Origin of the sequence: Pseudonocardia xishanensis (assembly GCF_039541715.1) — a bacterium.
GTDB classification, from domain to species: domain Bacteria; phylum Actinomycetota; class Actinomycetes; order Mycobacteriales; family Pseudonocardiaceae; genus Pseudonocardia; species Pseudonocardia xishanensis.
In genome coordinates this window covers 35,895-51,740 of the sequence record NZ_BAABGT010000013.1, presented here as the reverse complement: position 1 = coordinate 51,740, position 15,846 = coordinate 35,895, and the positions used below count along the sequence as shown (strand labels likewise).

General features: G+C 72.7%; 15 protein-coding genes. 3 read left to right on the top strand and 12 right to left on the bottom strand.

What is annotated here, in order from left to right; genetic code table 11:
* Positions 1 to 4: 4 nt before the first annotated feature.
* Positions 5 to 574, bottom strand: a complete 570-nt coding sequence (locus tag ABD993_RS04365) for a cysteine hydrolase family protein (RefSeq protein WP_345412935.1) — start codon at positions 572 to 574, stop codon at positions 5 to 7.
* 206 nt (positions 575 to 780) lie between these two features.
* On the opposite strand from ABD993_RS04365, the gene ABD993_RS04360 reads away from it, so the two are divergent.
* The 3 genes from ABD993_RS04360 to ABD993_RS04350 are packed head-to-tail and all read left to right on the top strand — an operon-like array spanning position 781 to position 4,011.
* On the top strand, positions 781 to 2,085 hold the full coding sequence (locus ABD993_RS04360) for an ABC transporter substrate-binding protein (protein WP_345412934.1): 1,305 nt from the start codon (positions 781 to 783) through the stop codon (positions 2,083 to 2,085).
* Positions 2,085 to 3,110: an NADPH:quinone oxidoreductase family protein gene (locus ABD993_RS04355; RefSeq protein WP_345412931.1), complete on the top strand. Its 1,026-nt coding sequence runs from the start codon at positions 2,085 to 2,087 to the stop codon at positions 3,108 to 3,110. Before ABD993_RS04360 ends, ABD993_RS04355 begins: the two co-directional genes overlap by 1 nt.
* Positions 3,097 to 4,011, top strand: a complete 915-nt coding sequence (locus tag ABD993_RS04350) for an SDR family NAD(P)-dependent oxidoreductase (protein WP_345412929.1) — start codon at positions 3,097 to 3,099, stop codon at positions 4,009 to 4,011. The genes ABD993_RS04355 and ABD993_RS04350 overlap by 14 nt, the downstream gene beginning before the upstream one ends.
* A gap of 131 nt (positions 4,012 to 4,142) precedes the next feature.
* On the opposite strand, the gene ABD993_RS04345 is transcribed toward ABD993_RS04350, so the two are convergent.
* The 11 genes from ABD993_RS04345 to ABD993_RS04295 all read right to left on the bottom strand — a co-directional run bounded on the left by ABD993_RS04345 (position 4,143) and on the right by ABD993_RS04295 (position 15,842).
* The gene (locus ABD993_RS04345) at positions 4,143 to 5,003 is read right to left on the bottom strand and encodes a hypothetical protein (RefSeq protein ID WP_345412927.1); all 861 of its coding nucleotides are present in this window, start codon (positions 5,001 to 5,003) and stop codon (positions 4,143 to 4,145) included.
* Between the two features lie 73 nt (positions 5,004 to 5,076).
* Positions 5,077 to 5,844: an oxidoreductase gene (locus tag ABD993_RS04340; RefSeq protein WP_345412925.1), complete on the bottom strand. Its 768-nt coding sequence runs from the start codon at positions 5,842 to 5,844 to the stop codon at positions 5,077 to 5,079.
* Positions 5,844 to 6,827 (bottom strand): SDR family NAD(P)-dependent oxidoreductase, encoded by a 984-nt coding sequence (locus ABD993_RS04335; RefSeq protein ID WP_345412923.1) that lies wholly within the window; start codon positions 6,825 to 6,827, stop codon positions 5,844 to 5,846. Before ABD993_RS04335 ends, ABD993_RS04340 begins: the two co-directional genes overlap by 1 nt.
* Positions 6,820 to 8,040, bottom strand: coding sequence for a cytochrome P450 (locus tag ABD993_RS04330; protein ID WP_345412921.1), 1,221 nt, complete (start codon positions 8,038 to 8,040; stop codon positions 6,820 to 6,822). Before ABD993_RS04330 ends, ABD993_RS04335 begins: the two co-directional genes overlap by 8 nt.
* Positions 8,041 to 8,054: 14 nt before the next feature.
* Positions 8,055 to 9,407, bottom strand: coding sequence for an MmgE/PrpD family protein (locus ABD993_RS04325; protein ID WP_345412918.1), 1,353 nt, complete (start codon positions 9,405 to 9,407; stop codon positions 8,055 to 8,057).
* Positions 9,404 to 10,645 (bottom strand): CaiB/BaiF CoA transferase family protein, encoded by a 1,242-nt coding sequence (locus ABD993_RS04320; RefSeq protein WP_345412916.1) that lies wholly within the window; start codon positions 10,643 to 10,645, stop codon positions 9,404 to 9,406. Before ABD993_RS04320 ends, ABD993_RS04325 begins: the two co-directional genes overlap by 4 nt.
* Entirely contained in the window at positions 10,642 to 11,706 is a 1,065-nt protein-coding gene (locus ABD993_RS04315; RefSeq protein WP_345412914.1) for an acyl-CoA dehydrogenase family protein, read from the bottom strand. The genes ABD993_RS04320 and ABD993_RS04315 overlap by 4 nt, the downstream gene beginning before the upstream one ends.
* Positions 11,703 to 12,800 (bottom strand): acyl-CoA dehydrogenase family protein, encoded by a 1,098-nt coding sequence (locus tag ABD993_RS04310; RefSeq protein WP_345412912.1) that lies wholly within the window; start codon positions 12,798 to 12,800, stop codon positions 11,703 to 11,705. Before ABD993_RS04310 ends, ABD993_RS04315 begins: the two co-directional genes overlap by 4 nt.
* Complete coding sequence (locus ABD993_RS04305) at positions 12,797 to 13,213, bottom strand: nuclear transport factor 2 family protein (protein ID WP_345412910.1); 417 nt, start codon at positions 13,211 to 13,213, stop codon at positions 12,797 to 12,799. Before ABD993_RS04305 ends, ABD993_RS04310 begins: the two co-directional genes overlap by 4 nt.
* Entirely contained in the window at positions 13,210 to 14,076 is an 867-nt protein-coding gene (locus ABD993_RS04300; protein WP_345412909.1) for an enoyl-CoA hydratase/isomerase family protein, read from the bottom strand. The genes ABD993_RS04305 and ABD993_RS04300 overlap by 4 nt, the downstream gene beginning before the upstream one ends.
* Positions 14,073 to 15,842: an FAD-dependent oxidoreductase gene (locus ABD993_RS04295; RefSeq protein WP_345412907.1), complete on the bottom strand. Its 1,770-nt coding sequence runs from the start codon at positions 15,840 to 15,842 to the stop codon at positions 14,073 to 14,075. Before ABD993_RS04295 ends, ABD993_RS04300 begins: the two co-directional genes overlap by 4 nt.
* Positions 15,843 to 15,846 lie beyond the last annotated feature (4 nt).

Here is a 15,846-nt window from a genome sequence, read left to right as displayed (position 1 = left end):
GCGGTCACCGGCTTCCGTCGAGGGCCACTGCCCAGCTGTCGACGTCCTGGACGACCGCCTGCGTCGGGAACACCGTCGCCATCAGGGTGTCGTGCAGGTCCGGGTCCGGGTCGGCGCACGCGTCCGACAGGATCACGGCGCCGAGATCCTTGTCCGCCGCCTCCCTGAGCGTGGAGAGCACGACCCCACTCGTGTAGAGACCCGCGAGGACCACGGTGTCGACCTCCAGGGAGCGGAGTACCCCGTCGAGGTCACTGCCCGCGAACGCGCTGATCCGCCGCTTGTCCACGACGATCGCCTCGTCCGTGCCGATGCCGGCGCAGAACTCGGCCGTCGGCGCGCCCGGCGCGAACGCGCCGCTCCGGGCCACGGCCGAGAGCATGGCGTTCCCCGCGCCGACCCCGACGCCGCCCGCGCGGAGTACCACCCGGCAGAGGATCACCGGCACCTGCGCCGCCCGCGCCCGGGTGATGGCGTCGACGGTCTTCTTCAGGGCGGCGGGCGTCGACGGACAGCCCGCGGCGATCGCCTCCTGATAGTCCATGACGACGAGTGCGCTCTGCGACGTTCGCATCGACTGCTCCCCACTGTGCGAGCCAGCTCACGATGCCCGACCCAACCATGCCGCCCCACAGAGTGCAATAGGTTAACGAGGTTGCCCTTGTGCATCAGCAGCAAGATAACTTGCCGCACTTGGTAATCTATGTCAACGTGACGCCGCCACCCGGCGAGACCGTCCGCTCCGGCGGTCTCCGGTGCCTGCTCAGAGAGGAGCAGTCGTTGACCATCCCGACACGCGCCATTCCAGGAAGTGCCCCCGCCCACGACGGCCGAACGCCACTCGTGCGGTGGAGAGCTGCCCGCTTCGCCGCGACCGCCCTCGTCGCTGCGCTGGCCCTCGCGGCCTGCGGCGCATCGAACACCCCGGCAGCCACTCCCGGCGCGCCCACCGGAGAGCCGATCGTCGTCATGGCGACGGCTCCGGTGGACGCGCAGCTGGTGTCGCTGCCTCAGTACATCGACGTCGTCCAGGCCTACGCGAAGGCGGTCAACGCCGCGGGCGGGATCGGCGGCCGCCCGCTGCAGATCACGACCTGCGACAACCAGGCCTCGCCGACCCAGACCGCGGCATGCGCCCGGCAGGCCGTCCAGGACAAGGCCGTGGCCGCGGTCGGCTGGGCGATCGAGAGCCCGGCGTTCCTCCAGGTCCTGTCCGACGCGAAGACCCCGTGGGTCGCCGGGGTCGCGCAGACTCCCGATGCGTTCACCAACGCCAACTCGTTCCCCGTGACGGTCGGTTCGATCCAGCAGGGCATGGGCCAGGTCGCCGCCGCGGTGAAGGAGGGCTGCCGGTCGGCCGCCCTGGTGGCCAACGAGGCGCTCGTCGCTCGCGCGAAGCCGCAGCAGGACGCCCTGGCCAAACAGGGGATCGCCACGACGCTGGTCACCTACCCGTCGAACATCAGCGACGTCGGCCCCGTCGTCGCGCAGCTGAAGGGCGCCGACTGCCTGATCATCGGCGCCACGTCGGACACCTTCGTCGCCCAGCTGGGCGCCGCCCTGCCGCAGGCAGGCGTGACCTTCAAGCGGATCATCAGCAACGCCAACCTGACGACGGAGCTCGCCTCGCAGAACCCGCAGACCTGGGAGGGCACGGTGATCACCGGACTGGTGACCAATGTGGCGGGTCCCCAGTGGAAGGAGTTCCGGGACGCGGTGGAGGTCTACTCGACCGTCGACAAGCGGAAGCACTCCCCCACGACGGCCCAACCCATGTGGGTCGCCATGTCCGTGCTGACGAACACGGTCCGGGGCATGGTCGCCCAGGGCCAGAACGTGACCGGGGCGAGCGTGCAGCAGGCGCTGACCGCCACAGCGACCGCGGACAGCGACGAGACCGGCCCGCCGTTGAACCTCACCACGCAGTCGCGGGTGCCGGGCTTCCCCCGTCTCTTCGCCCCGTACATGGGGTTCTCGAGCGTCAGGAACGGGGCGGTCCAGCCGGCATACGACGGCACCTACCACGACATCCTGCCGTTCATCCTCGGAGAGAAGAGCACCGATCCGTTCTTCGCCGCCGGTTGATGCGCGCCTATCGACTCGACTCCTTCGGCGGCCCCCGGGCACTGCGTCCGGTGGCCGTCGAGGCGCCTGCGGCCCGACCGGGCGGGATCGTGGTCGAGGCGCGGGCGATCGGTGTCAACTACCCGGACCTGCTCACGACCCGGGGACGGTTGCAGGAGCTCCCGACCCTCCCGGCCATCCCCGGCCGGGAGGTGGCCGGCGTCGTCGTCTCGGCGGACCCGGCGACCGGCTGGGTTCCCGGTGACGCGGTCTGCGGGTACGTCGACGGCGGCGCCTACGCCGAGCTGGTGAGCGTCCCGGCGGAGCGCGTCGTCGCGGTCCCCGCCGGGGCGGACTTCGGCTCGGCCGTCGCCCTGGTCGTCAACTTCCAGACGGCGCACTTCGCCCTGCACGCCCGGGGCCGGCTCGTGCCGGGTGAGCTGGTCCTGGTGCTCGGCGCGGCCGGCGGCATCGGGAACGCCGCGGTCCAGGTCGCGCGCGCGTCGGGTGCGCGGGTCCTGGCGGGCGTGGCCACCACCGACCAGATCCCGGTGGCCGCCTCCGCCGGCGCCGACGACGTCGTCGTCCTCGACCAGGGATTCAGCGGCGAGGTGCGGTCCAAGGCCCCCGAGGGGGTCGACCTGGTCGTGGACCCGTTGGGGGCCACCGTGTCCGCAGAGGCGCTGCGCTGTCTCGCACCCGAGGGCCGCCTGCTCGTCCTCGGCTTCGCCGCGGGATCCGTCCCCACGATCGGCACGAACCGGTTGCTGCTGACCAACACCTCGCTGGTGGGGGTGGCCTGGAACGGCCCGCTGCGGCGCCCGGCCGCCTCGATGGCCGACACCGCGCGCGAGCTCGGGGCGATGGTCGAGGCCGGCACGATCCGGCCCCACGTCGGAGCCCGGTTCCCCTTCGAGAAGCTGCCCCAGGCGCTGATCGAGCTGGAGCGGGGGGCCCTGGCCGGCAAGGCCGTCGTCGAGCTTCCCGGCGGTGCCGGTCGCGAGGACATCCACTCCGGAGGAGGAGGCACGAATGGGACTGCTTGACGGCCGGGTGGCCATCGTGACCGGGGCCGGGCGCGGCCTCGGCCGCGCCCACGCGCTCGCGCTGGCCGCGGCCGGTGCAGCGGTCGTGGTCAACGACGTGGTCAACGACGCGGTCACGCGGACCGAGAACGGCACCGGCGGAACATCGGCCGCGGCCCAGGTCGTGGCGGAGATCGTCGCCGCCGGCGGCAAGGCGGTCGCGGACACCTCGTCCGTCACCGACTGGCGGGCCTGCGCGGCGATCGTCGACCATGCGGTCGCCGAGCTCGGGCGCCTCGACATCCTCGTCAACAACGCGGGCGTGACCAGGGATCGGATGCTGGCCTCGGCCACCGAGGAGGATCTCGACCTGACGCTCGGCGTACACGTCAAGGGGACCTACGCGATGGCGCATCACGCCTGCGCGTACTGGCGGAGCCTGGTCAAGGCGGGTGGCGACGTCACCGGCCGGGTCATCAACACCACCTCCGGCGCCGGGATGGCGGGCAACCTCGGGCAGACCGCCTACGCCGCCGCCAAGGCCGCGATCATCGGCTTCACCCTGAGCCTGGCGTTGGAGGCCGGCCGGTACCACGTGACCGCCAACGCCGTCTCTCCCCTGGCCCGCACCCGGATGACCGAGCAGCTCATGGGCACGGCGCCCGCCGACGGCGGTTTCGACGACCTCGCCCCGGAGAACGCGTCGGGGCTCGTGGTCTACCTCGCCTCGCCCGCAGCGGGTTGGCTGACCGGCCAGGTCCTCCGGGTCGAGGGCAACGAGGTCATCCGGATGGACGGCTGGTCCGCCGGCCCGCGGTACCGCTCCCGCGACGGTGCCGCGCTCGAGCCGGCCGAGCTCGTCGAGGCAGTGCCCAAGCTGTTCGGCGCTGCTCCCGGCGGACTGGCCGGGCTCGGCGGATGACGATGCACGGGGAGGACGGCGCACGGTGTTCGACGGCCCGCCGGCACGGAGGTCTCCTGGATGGGCGCGGCGCTCCGGTCCGCACGCTCGGTGCAGTTGTTCGCACCGCCGGGCCGGACGGCGTGCGCCGGCTACCGCGGGACGAGCGGGGTCCCGTAGCCCAACCGGCCGGAGATCAGGCCGTCCGGGGCCAGCAGGAACACCTCTGCCGTGGTCGCCCGGAGGGCGTCACCGTTCGCGGCGCGCAGGTGCCACCGGGCTTCCGCGAACAGGTACCAGTCCCGGATGTAGGAGTTCGTGACGGCGACGTCCTCGACACCCGCGGCGGCGAAGAACCCGGCGTAGTGGGCGCGCAGCTCGTCGAGGGTGGCCAGGTGGGCCAGATCCGGCTTCGCCCCGCCGAAGTAGTCGCGGACGGCCGATCCGGCGTACGCGTCCCTGCTGAACAGGTCGACGACCTCGGCCACGGATCCTCTCCGCACCGTGTCGAAGTAGGCGCGGAGCAGCTCGTTGCGCTGCGCCGGCGTCTGGTTCGGCGGCCCCTGCATGCGGATGGACGTCATCTCGCTGGAGATGCCACCGCCGTCGGTGAAGTGGAACGAGAACGCCTCGCTCTCGACGCGCTCACCGGAGATCGGGGACACGCCGAACCACGCGGCGTCCCAGAGCACCCACCAGTCCGTGGACAGCCGCGCGTTGCACTCGTACCGGTCGCGTTCGCCCTGCCGGCCCACCCACTCGTAGTGACGGGTCACCGCCTCGACGTCGGTGGCCACCGTGATCCGCAGTCTGCCGTCGTCGTCGATCCGTGGCACGACCCAGGCGAGGCTGTCCGACCAGACGAGGTCCGCCGGATCCGAGACCGTCTCCAGGACGGTCGGTACCGAGTAGGGGACGACGTACTCGGCCTCCGAGTGGCGGATCGACCGTCGCAGCGAGGCGACGACCTCCTCGTCGTGATCCGCGGAGACCATTGCGCGGGTACTGGTCATCACAACCCTTTCTCGTCCGTGAGCCACACTGCTGACAGGGATCGGGGTGGCCGGGTGCGGCCGGTCGACGCGGTCACTGGACCGTGGGCATCAGCCCTCCGTCGACGACGTACTGGGTGCCGGTGATGTAGCGCGCGTCGTCCGAGGCCAGGAACTCCACGAGGGCTGCCACCTCGCCCGGAAGGCCCGGACGCCCGAGCGGGACGTCGAAGCCGGCGACGAACTCCCGGCGCGCCTCCTCGATACCGCAACCCGACTCCGCCGCCATCTCGCGCAGCCGGGCGGCGAGGCCGGTCGTCTCGATGATCCCGGGGGACACGAGGTTGACCGTGACGTCGTGGGCGGCGACCTCGCGTGCCAATCCCTTGCTGTAGGTCGCCAGCGCCGCCTTCGCGGCAGCGTAGGCGAGCGCACTGGGTTGCGGGAGCTTGGCTGCGCCCGAGCCGATGTGCACGATCGCTCCGCCCCCGGAGGCGATCATCGCCGGGAGGAGCAGCCGGTCGAGACGGACCGCGGAGAGGAGGGTCCCGTTCAGGTCGGCGAGCCAGTCCGCGTCCGTCATCTCCAGGACGCCGCCGGGGACCCGCGTCTGCGACGCCGCGTTGTCGACCAGGACGTCGATGCCGCCGAGACGGTCGAGGACCTGCTCCGCGAGCAGCCGCGGCCCCGTCGCCGTGGACAGGTCGGCCGCGACCGGCAGTCCAGGGCCGGAGTACCCGTCCACGGACCGGGCGGCGACGACGACCGTCGCACCCGCGTCCGCCAGCCGGTGGGCCACGGCGGCGCCGATCCCGCGGCTCGCCCCGGTCACCAGGGCACGTCGTCCCTTGAGACGTTCCATCAGCTCGTCACCCCCCCGGAATTCGCGGCCGTCGGGACGAGCTCGTCGAGCGCCGCGACGACGTCGGCGACCTCGTCGAAGAGCGTACGGGGCTCCGAGACGGTCGACGTCGAGCGAACGAGCTCCCAGTGGGCTTCGAGGTCCTCGGCGGTGATCCCGGCCGGTTCGGGCGAGATCCAGCCGGGGCCGAGCGCGACGAACACCCGCGCGTACCGGCCGCCGCAGACCGAGAACACGTCCCCGCTGTCCCGGCAGCCCGGGCTCACCAGGTGGGCGACCAGCGGCGCGACGAGATCGGGATCGCGGCGGCGCAGGATCTCCCCCCGGTACGCGGCACCGCGGCGCTCCCGCGCCTCCTGGTTGCCCGGGATCGGGTTGTGCACGCTGATGGTCGTCGCCGCGAACGGAAGCACCACGTTGACCGCGATCCCGTGCTCCTCCCCCTCGGTCGCCAGTGCGCGGGCCAGGCCGAAGACACCCGCCTTCGCCGCGCAGTAGTTGCTGTTCGCGGCCTGCGAGAACATCCCGGCGCTCGACCCGGTCATGACGATGCGGCCGTAGCGCTGCTCCTTCATCACCCGCCACGCCGGCTGGGTGACGTGGAACGCCGCGCGGAGATGGACGTCGAGCACGGCGTCGATGTCGTCGGCGCCGAGCTCCTCGAACGGGCCGGGCCGGAGGAAACCGGCATTGTTCACCACGACGTGGAGGCCGCCGAACCGTTCGAGCGCGAGCCGGGTCAGCTCGGCCCCGCCCTCCGCGCTCGTGACGCTGCTGGTGTTGGCGCAAGCCGCGCCGCCCGCCCGCCGGATCTCGTCCACCACCGCCCCGGCACGGTCCTCGAGGAGGTCGTTGACCACGACCGCCGCTCCGCGCTCCGCCAGGGCCAGCGCCTCTGCCCGGCCGATCCCCTGCCCGGCGCCGGTGACGACGGCGACCTGCCCGGCCAGCGTCCGTGGCACGGGCCGCACCGGCTCAGGCACGAGCCACCTCGGTGGAGATCTCGACCAGGAGCTCGGTGAGCCCGCGGAACTGGGCGCTGGGCGCGTGGGTGAGGTCCTGGCCGGGGACCAGCGACACGGACGGCACCCGGGACAGGAAGGTCTCGAAGGCGATCCGGGCCTCGAGCCGGGCGAGCGGGGCGCCCAGGCAGAAGTGCGGCCCGACCCCGAAGGCGATCTGGCCCGCCACCTTCTCCCGTGTCGGGTCGAACCGGTCCGGCTCCCGGAACGCGTCGCCGTCCCGGTTCGCCGCGCCCAGCATGATCAGCACCCGGGAACCCTGGGGAATCGCGACGCCGCCGACGACGGTGTCCTTCGTGACGCGCCGCGGAGCCCACTGCACCGGGGACTCCATGCGCAGCGTCTCCTCGACGACCGCCGGGATCAGCGAGTGATCCTGCCGGACCGCCGCCAGCCGCGACGGATCCTCCAGGAGCTTCAGCATCGCCATCGAGATGAGGTGAGCGGTCGTGATGACGCCTCCGCGGATCACCGTCACCGCGTTGTCCCGCACGTAGTCCAGGTCCAGCGCACCGTCGCGGTCGACCTGCTGGCGGATCATGAAGCTGAGCTCGTCGTCGCCCGGCTCCGCGGCGAGCCGCAGGATCGTCGCGGTGAGGTTCTCGGTCGCCCCCTGGGCGCTGGTCCGCTGCTGCTGCTGCACCTCGGGCGGCAGGAAGCTCAACCCGCCGTTGTCGACTCGCGACCAGCCGTCGAGCCAGGACAGGTCGTCCCGCGAGAAGCCCATCATGTCGGTCAGCACCAGCAGCGGGAGCGGCTCGGCGAAGTCCGCCACGAAGTCGATCCGGTCCCGCCCGGCGATGCCGTCGACGAGCGAGTGGCAGCTGTCCTCGATCATGCCGGCCCGCGCCTGCAACGCCCGCGGTTTGAAGGCGTTGCGACAGAAGTCGCGCTTCACACGGTGGTCCGGGGGGTCGGCCTCGATCAGGCTCTGCGTCTCCCGTCCGTCGCCCGTCTCGGGGAAGGGGTTGTAGAGCGTCCGGCTGCCGACGCTGGAGAAGATCTCGTAGTCCTTCGAGACGGCCACGACGTCCTCGAACCGGGACACCAGGTAGTCGTCGGTGCCCGGGATCCGGTACACGGGCGACTCCGCCCGGAGCCACTCGTACTGCGGGTAGGGGTTCTCCGCGCCCTCGAGCGAGGGGTAGGTGATGTGCACTGGGCATCTGCTCATCGAGAGCTGTCTCCTTACACGTCGGCTCGCGCGGGCTCGGCCCCGCGGACGAGCGCCGCGAGATCGCGCAGGTCGGGTTGCTTGTCGAGGCCGTCGACGAGCGCCACGACCTCTGCCGCCGCCGACGGGCCGATCCGGCCGGTGGCGAGGTCGAGGAACTTCCGCGCCGTGTCCTCGCTGGTCATCGGGTTGCCCGGGCTGCCTTTCGCCCAGTCGATCACGTCGGCGTGGCGGGTGCCGTCCGTCTGCAGAACCTCGACCCGGGCCTGGGTGATCCGCTCGTAGGTGCTCACCAGGTCGACCCGTTCGGTGAGGGCCATGACGTCCGCCCGCTGCGTGCCCCGGTCCGTGAAGTGCCACGCGGGCGCTCCGGCACCCAACAGCGCCGACGCGACGGCGTACTGGGTGCTGAACTTGGCCTCGAGCCCGCTGGCCGGACGCGGGATCGCGGCGGCCCGGACGGTGACGGCGGAGACGTCGCACCGGATCCGCTCGACCCGTGCCGGATCGACGAGCGGCGCCAGCCGGATCGCGGCGTCGATGGCCGCGTGGATCGCGCCGCACGCCGCGTACGGCTTGACGGCGTTGTCCACCACCAGCCATCGCGTCCCCAGCTCCGCGCCCAGCCGGTCGTCGTCGATGCCCGTCAGCACCATCGGGAGTCCCCGCTCACCGTCGAGCACCGCCGGGCTGCCGGTGAAGCCGGCCTCGGCCAGGAACGCCGAGAGCACGGCGTCGGCGGCGGCCTTCCCCGCGTGGAACGGCTTCGCCATGGTGCCGAAGCTCGTCAGCAGGCCCGCGGCCTGGGCGCCTGCGAGGCCGAGGCAGGTGGCCAGCCGCTCGCGGGGGAGCCCGATCAGCGCGCCGACACCGATCGCCGAGCCCAGGTGGGTGAGGACCCCGGTCGGGTGGAACCCGCGGTGGATCAGGGGCTGGCCGAGCACCGAGGAGAGGTGCGCCTGCACCTCGTAGCCTGCGAGGAAGGCCCTCAGCAGGTCCGCCCCCGTCCGCCCACGGGCCTCGGCGACCGGGAGCAACGCGGCCATGAGCGGCGCGGTCCCGTGGATGACGCCTTCGGCCAGGTAGTCGTCGTAGTCCAGCGCGTGGGCACACGCACCGTTGACCAGCGCGGCGGTCCCCGGCGAGGTCCTCAGCCCGGCGCCGACGACGGTGCAGGGCCCCCCGCGATCGCCGCCGGTGGCGGCGAGCAGGGCCGCGGCGAGCGGCTCGGCACTCCCGGCGAGGGTGACGCCGATCCAGTCGAGGATCGCCGACTTGGCCGCCCGGACGGCGTTCTCCGGGACGGCTCGCAGATCCAGACCGACGGCGAAGTCGACGAACCGCGAGGTGAGGGGACTCGAGCTCATCGTGCCTCGTCCTCGGCCGGTGCTGGTGTGGGAGCCGGTGTCGGAGCAGGTGTCCGCACGGTCCCGCTGTCGACCAGGTTGCGGGCGTGGGCGGGGTCGATGCCGAGCTCGGCGAGCACGTCGAGCGAGTGCTGACCGACGAGCGGGGCGGGCCGGACCGGGGCATGCTCGGCGGCGAACCGGACAGGACTGCGGATCTCCAGGTACGGGCCCGCCACCGGATGGTCCGCCGGACGGAGCACCCCGAGCTCGCGCGCCGAGCCCTCGACCAGGTCGTCGAGGGTCGCGACGGGCGCTGCCGCGATGTCGAGCATCGCGAAGGTCTCCACCCACTCGCCGGTGGTGCGCTCGGCGAGATGCGCGTCGAGCCAGCCGTACATCTGTGGCGCGAGTCGTTTGACCTCATGCGCCGACAGCCCCGCGAGCCGGCTCCGGTGTCCCGGCTCGCCGAGGTGTTCCCACAGCCGGTCCCAGTCCCGCGACGAGTACGGCATCACCACGATCCATCCGTCGGCGGTCCGGTGCGGGCGCCGGTGCGGTGTCAGCACCCGGTCGTAGCCCGGGGAGCTCAGCGGCGGGATCGTCGTCGCCCCGGCCAGGTGCTCGACGAGCGTGAACGCCGCCATCGTGTCGAACATGGGCACCTCGATCTCCTGGCCCCTGCCGGTCGTGGTGCGCTGCAGCAGGGCCGCCAGCACCGCGTAGACGATGGTCACCCCGCACACCTTGTCGGCGAGCACGGTCGGGAGCAGTCCCGGCTCACCCCCGATCCGTTCGGACAGCCCGGCGATCCCGCTGGCCGCCTGGACGACGTCGTCGTAGGCCGGCTCGTCCGCCCGGCCGCTGTCCGAGCCGTACCCGTGCGACCGGCAGTACACGATGTCGGGCCGCCACTGCCGGACGTCGGCGTAGCCGACGCCCAGCTTCTCGAGCGCCGCAGGGCGCAGGTTGGTCAGGAAGACGTCCGCCGTCGCCGTGAGCCGCTCGAGGATCGCGAGGCCCCCTGCGGCCCGGAGGTCGACGGCGAGCGACCGCTTGTTCCGGTTGAGGTTGAGCGCGACCCCCGAGAGGTCGGGAAGGGGCCCGAGCCCGACCTGCCGGTTGGGGTCGCCGTCGAGGGACTCGACCTTGATCACGTCCGCTCCCAGGTCGGCGAGGATCTGGCCGGCGAAGGGCACCATGAGCACGGTCCCGAGCTCGACAACCCGTATTCCGGCGAGCGGTGCCGCGGTCGTCATCCGAGCACCTCACCCGCGGTGAGGGCCGCCCACGGGTCCGGGCCGAGCTCGGGCAGCGACCGGCCCAGGACCGCGGCCCACTCGTCCTCGGTCCCGTCGTCGTCCTGCCAGGAGAGCAGCCGGCTGGTCAGCCGGTGGAGCGGGTACTCGGCCGTGATCCCCACGGCTCCGTGCACCTGGTGCGCGATCGCGGCCACCGTCGCGGCGGCCCCCGAGGCCGTCACCTTGGCCGCACCGCACGCGAACTCCCAGACGGGTCCGTTCGACGCCCCCGACCGCAGGCACCTGGTCACGGCGGCGCGGGTGAGCGCCACCTCGGCCGCCAGGACGGCGACCGACTGCGCCACGGCCTGGAACCGGATGATCGGACGTCCGAACTGCTCGCGCTGCTGGACGAACTCCATGGTGATATCACGGGTCCGTTCGAGTGCGCCCAGGATCTGCACGCTGCGCGACAGGGCGGCGCGAGCCCGGATCCCGGCCCCGGTGACCGATCCGGGCAGCGGCGCCCAGACCGGCGCGTCGAGGTCGAGCTCGGCGTCGTCGCGGGGCTCACCCGCAAGGTTCTCCCCCTCCGCCAGGACGAGGTCGGCAGGCTCGACCAACCCGACGAGGCAGCCGTCGGGGCCGTCGGCGACCAGCGCGACGTGCGCCGCCTCACGGGCCCACGGCACAGCCCGGACCACCCCGCGCAGGTGGACGCCGCCGGCGCCGGTCGGGATCGCCGTCACCCGGTCCGCCCGCGCGAACCCGGCCGCGGTGAGCGGTCCGGGAGGGAGGTCCAGCCCGGCGCTGTCGAGCAGCCACGAGGCGACGACCGCGGTCTCGGCGATCGGGAGCGGCAGGGCATGCCGCCCGACCGCGGCCGCGACCTCGATCGCATGCTCCACCGTGCCGCCACCGCCGCCGCGGCCCTCGTCGGCCCCGACGAGGGTGAGCCCGAGGGATTCCAGCTCGTCCCACAGTTCCCCCGGCGCGCGCGGCGCACCACCGTCGAGCGGCCGGCTGTGCGCCGCCGCGATGTCGTCGAGGACGGCGCGGAGATCGTCGACATCCGTCACGACGCCACCAGCTGCCGGGCCGTGATCGTCCGCAGGATCTCGTTGGTGCCGCCGCGCAGGGTGAATGTCGGCGCCGCGAACTGGGCGGCGCGCAGGAGCCGCCGGAGCTCGGGACGGCGCCGGACGTCCGATCCGAGGGCGCGGCGCACGATCTCGACACTCTCCTGCTCGAAGGTCGTGCCGGCGTCCTTGGCCAGGGCGGCGTCGGCACCGAAGTCCAGGCCCGCCTGGCCCTTCTCCGCCACCTGCCAGGACAGCTCACGCAGCGCGGACAGGCGTGCGGCCAGCCTCCCCCGGTCGGCGTCGTACGCGGGGTCGTCGAGCGCGAGGAAGTGGGCGAGCAGCACGAAGGTGCTCAGGTAGCGGTCCGGGCCGCTGCGTTCCCAGCCGAGCTCCTGGGTCGCCTGTTGCCACCCGCGCCCGATCTCGCCGATGACGTCGGCGTCCGGCACGAACACCCCGTCCAGGAAGACCTCGGCGAACTCCGCCTCGCCGGACATGGTGACGATGGGTCGGGCGCGGAAGCCCTCGGCCGACGTCGACACCATGAGCTGGCTCAGCCCGTGGTGGCGGTCGGCGGACTCGCCGGTCCGGCAGAGCACGAACATGTGGTCGGCGCGGTCCCCCGCGCTCGTCCACACCTTCTGCCCGGTGATCTCCCAGCCACCGTCGACCCGGATCGCCCGCGTGCGGACCGAGGCCAGGTCGGAGCCGGCGTCGGGTTCGCTCAGGCCGATCGCGAAGGCCAGCTCACCGCGGACGATGCCGGGCAGCAGCCTGCGTCGCTGCTCCTCCGTGCCGATCCGCAGGAGCATCGGCGCCACCTGACGCTCGGCCGCCCAGTGCGCCAGGACCGGCGCCCCGGCCGCCAGCAGCTCCTCGGCGACGACGAACCGCTCCACGTGTGACCGCCCGGCGCCCCCGTACTCGGGCGGGACCGTCATACCCACCCACCCGCGCGCCGCCAGCCGCCTGCTGAACTCCCGCGAGAACCCGCGGACCCACGAGTCGACGAGCGGGACGAACCCGCCGCGCTCGACCTCCTCGGCGAGGAACGCGCGAACCTCGGACCGGAGTGGAGCCCACGCGGTCACGGCGCGTCGACCATGACGTTGGGGATCGACTCGAGGATGTACTTCGGCTCGAAGATCCGCTCCGCGTACCGCCAGCCGCCGGGGGTCCGGCGGAGCCGGTCGCGGTAGATGCCGAACATCGACACCTCGCACCGCTTCTGCTCGTTGAGGAACAGCAGGTAGCACTGCACGGTCGCGGTGTCGCCGTCCACGGTGACGGCGAAGTCGGAGGTGATGTGGAAGCCGTGCGGGCGCTCGGGCTTGTCGAAGATGCGCCGGCCCAGCTCCTCGATGCCCCGGGCCCGGTTCGTCGAGCGGTAGCGCTCGAAGTAGCCGTCCTCGGTCCAGCAGCTCAACCATGCTTCGCGATCGTCGAGGTCCAGCGCGTGCATGTACCGCGCGGACAGCTCGAGGATCTCGTCCCGATCACTCATCGGGCTGCCTCCCTCGTCCCCGTGTCGGCCCCGCCGCCCGACAGCCGCTCGAACCGGGGCCACCGGCCTTCGACGAAGGCCGTCAGGCCCTCCGTCGCGTCCGGCCCCGACGCGAGCTCGCGCATGATCCGCGACTCGGCGATCCGTGCCTCGTCGAAGGACCGGGCACCGTTCTCCTCGAGCAGCAGCTTGATCTCCCGGCGGGCCCGGGGCGACACCCTCGTGCCGAGCGCGGTGGCGAGCCGGACCGCCCGATCCACCGGGTCTCCGTCGACGACCTCGCTCACCAGTCCCGACAGCAGCGCCTCCGACGCCGGCACCAGGCGGCCGCTCACCATCCAGTCCGTCGCCCGGGCCAGCCCGACGAGCCGGGGGAGCAACCAGGTCGATCCCCCCTCGGGAACGACCCCGACGTTCGCGAACCCGAAACCGAAGCGCGCTGCCGGTGCCGCGACGCGCACGTCGGCGCCGAGGGCGAGTGTCGCGCCGCCGCCGACGGCGTCGCCGTTCACCGCCGCGACGACCGGGATCGGAGCGCCGCGCATCAGCGCCGTCACCCTGCCTGCGGGCTCCAGCCATCCGGGGGCGGCGCCGCCGTCCTCGGCGATCAGGTCGCTGAGCGCACGCGCCCCCGCGCTCAGGTCGGCGCCGACGCTGAACACCGCACCGTCGCCCGTGAGCACGACACCGTCGGCCCCGCCCTCGAACGCGGACCGCAACGCCCGCTCGAGCAGCCCGAAGGAACGCGCGGTCAGCGCGTTGCCGCGGGCCCCGCCCATCCTCAGCACCGCGACCCCGCCCGCCGCCACCGTCGTCACCGTGAACCCGGAACGCACGTCCGCGGGCTCCGCCGTGCGGCTCATCGGGGTCCGGCCGGAAGCGGGACGCCGGCGAAGTCTGCCTCGATCTGCAGCGCGAGGTACCGGGAGTAGATCCGGGCCTCCGCGAGGCCACCGGCGATGAACCACAGCTTCTCGTGCGCGGTCGGCCTGCAGATGTTCCGCAGCTCACCCTCGGCGTCGAGCCCCCACACCGGCCCGACCTCGGCGGCGGTCTCCGGGCCGAGCATCCTGGCGACCGCATCGCTCACGGACTCGTAGCCGGTGGACAGCACGATCACGTCGAACCGTCGGTGGCTCCCGTCCGCGAACTCCGCCCCGTCCGCGGTGACGCGGCTCAGGGTGTGCGCGTCGAGCACCTCGATCTCCTTCGCCGCGATCAGCTGCGAGCACCCGACGTCGATGTAGTAGCCGCCGCCGGCGCGGAGGAACTGCATCTGGAAGCCCGTGCCGTCGGATCCGGTGTGCGTGCGGAAGCCCACCGCGTCGAGCTGGTCGAGGAGGTCCCGGTCCAGCTGGGCGATCTCGCTGGTCAACCGTTGCGCCCGGACCCGCTTCACCGGATACGGCACCGAGACGTTCAGCAGGTCGAGCCGTTCCAGGGGTTCGTCGGACCGGTAGTGGGCGTAGACCTTCTCCGCCCCGGGGCGCAGGCTCGCGATGATGGTCGAGCTGCGTTGCATGAGCGACACGCGGGCGCCGTGCCAGTAGAGGTCCTGGGCGATGTCGTGACCGCTGACCCCGGAGCCGACGACGAGGGCCGCCTTGTCCCGGTAGGCCGCTCCCTGCACGTACTCGCTCGAGTGGACGATGTCCCCGCGGAAGTCCTCCAGACCCGGGATGTCCGGGCGCCTCGCCGTCCCGCTCACCCCGATGGCCATCACGAGGTGCCGTGGCCGGAGCACCCGCCGCTCGCCGGCCCGGTCGACCTCCACGGTCCAGGTCGCCGACCCGGCGTCGAACTCGCCCGAACGGAACTCCGTCGACGTCCAGACGTTGAGTTCCATCGCCGAGGCGTACGCCTCCAGCCAGTCCCCCAGCTTGTCCTTCGGGATGTAGGTCGGCCAGCTCTCGGGGAACGGCAGGTACGGCAGGTGGTTGGAGCCCTTCTCGTTGTGCAGCCGAAGGACGTGGTATCGCAGGCGCCAGTTGTCCCCGACTCGGGCGAAGCGGTCGACCAGGAGTGCATCCACCCCGGCCTGCCGCAGGCGAGCCGCCAGCGCGAGGCCGCACTGACCCGCTCCGACGATCACGACCTCGGGCTCCCGGTCCGCGTAGCTCGACTCGAGCGTGCGGAAGTCGAGCCAGTTCCGGCGCTCCTGCCCCTCGTACGCGGCGTCGCTGGGCCGCTCGGGCGGGATGCGGGCGAGCTCGGGATGCAGGGCTCGGAGCGAGGTCATCAGCGTCCACGCCCTCAGCTCGCCCCCGTCGTCGACCAGGCGGACGACACCGTCCGCCTGCCCCGCGGCGGTCCGGAACCGGAACACGACCTCCCAGGCGTCGCGGATCGCCCGATCGTTGCGGTCGATGGACACGACCTCGTCGAAGATCGGGGATACTGCGGTCCCAGCGGTCCCAGCGGTCCCAGCGGTCCCGGCGAGCTCGGCCACGATGGCATCGCGACCGTCGAAGGTGCGCAGGTCACCGGTGAGGGCCACGAGATCACGCCACGACGCCTCGGCATGGAAGAGACCCCCGAGCGGGAGGCCTTCGCGCACGGCGTGGAAGAACTCCCCGATCCACCGGGCCAGTGCGGCGGCCGGGTGCGGCGGGGCGACGACGTCCGTCATTGAC

Excerpts from the sequence above, each read along its gene's own strand:
- ABD993_RS04365 (WP_345412935.1), bottom strand. The coding sequence starts at position 574 with ATGCGAACGTCGCAGAGCGCACTCGTCGTCATGGACTATCAGGAGGCG.
- ABD993_RS04355 (WP_345412931.1), top strand. The coding sequence starts at position 2,085 with ATGCGCGCCTATCGACTCGACTCCTTCGGCGGCCCCCGGGCACTGCGT.
- ABD993_RS04350 (WP_345412929.1), top strand. The coding sequence starts at position 3,097 with ATGGGACTGCTTGACGGCCGGGTGGCCATCGTGACCGGGGCCGGGCGC.
- ABD993_RS04345 (WP_345412927.1), bottom strand. The coding sequence starts at position 5,003 with ATGACCAGTACCCGCGCAATGGTCTCCGCGGATCACGACGAGGAGGTC.
- ABD993_RS04340 (WP_345412925.1), bottom strand. The coding sequence starts at position 5,844 with ATGGAACGTCTCAAGGGACGACGTGCCCTGGTGACCGGGGCGAGCCGC.
- ABD993_RS04330 (WP_345412921.1), bottom strand. The coding sequence starts at position 8,040 with ATGAGCAGATGCCCAGTGCACATCACCTACCCCTCGCTCGAGGGCGCG.
- ABD993_RS04325 (WP_345412918.1), bottom strand. The coding sequence starts at position 9,407 with ATGAGCTCGAGTCCCCTCACCTCGCGGTTCGTCGACTTCGCCGTCGGT.
- ABD993_RS04320 (WP_345412916.1), bottom strand. The coding sequence starts at position 10,645 with ATGACGACCGCGGCACCGCTCGCCGGAATACGGGTTGTCGAGCTCGGG.
- ABD993_RS04305 (WP_345412910.1), bottom strand. The coding sequence starts at position 13,213 with ATGAGTGATCGGGACGAGATCCTCGAGCTGTCCGCGCGGTACATGCAC.
- ABD993_RS04300 (WP_345412909.1), bottom strand. The coding sequence starts at position 14,076 with ATGAGCCGCACGGCGGAGCCCGCGGACGTGCGTTCCGGGTTCACGGTG.
- ABD993_RS04295 (WP_345412907.1), bottom strand. The coding sequence starts at position 15,842 with ATGACGGACGTCGTCGCCCCGCCGCACCCGGCCGCCGCACTGGCCCGG.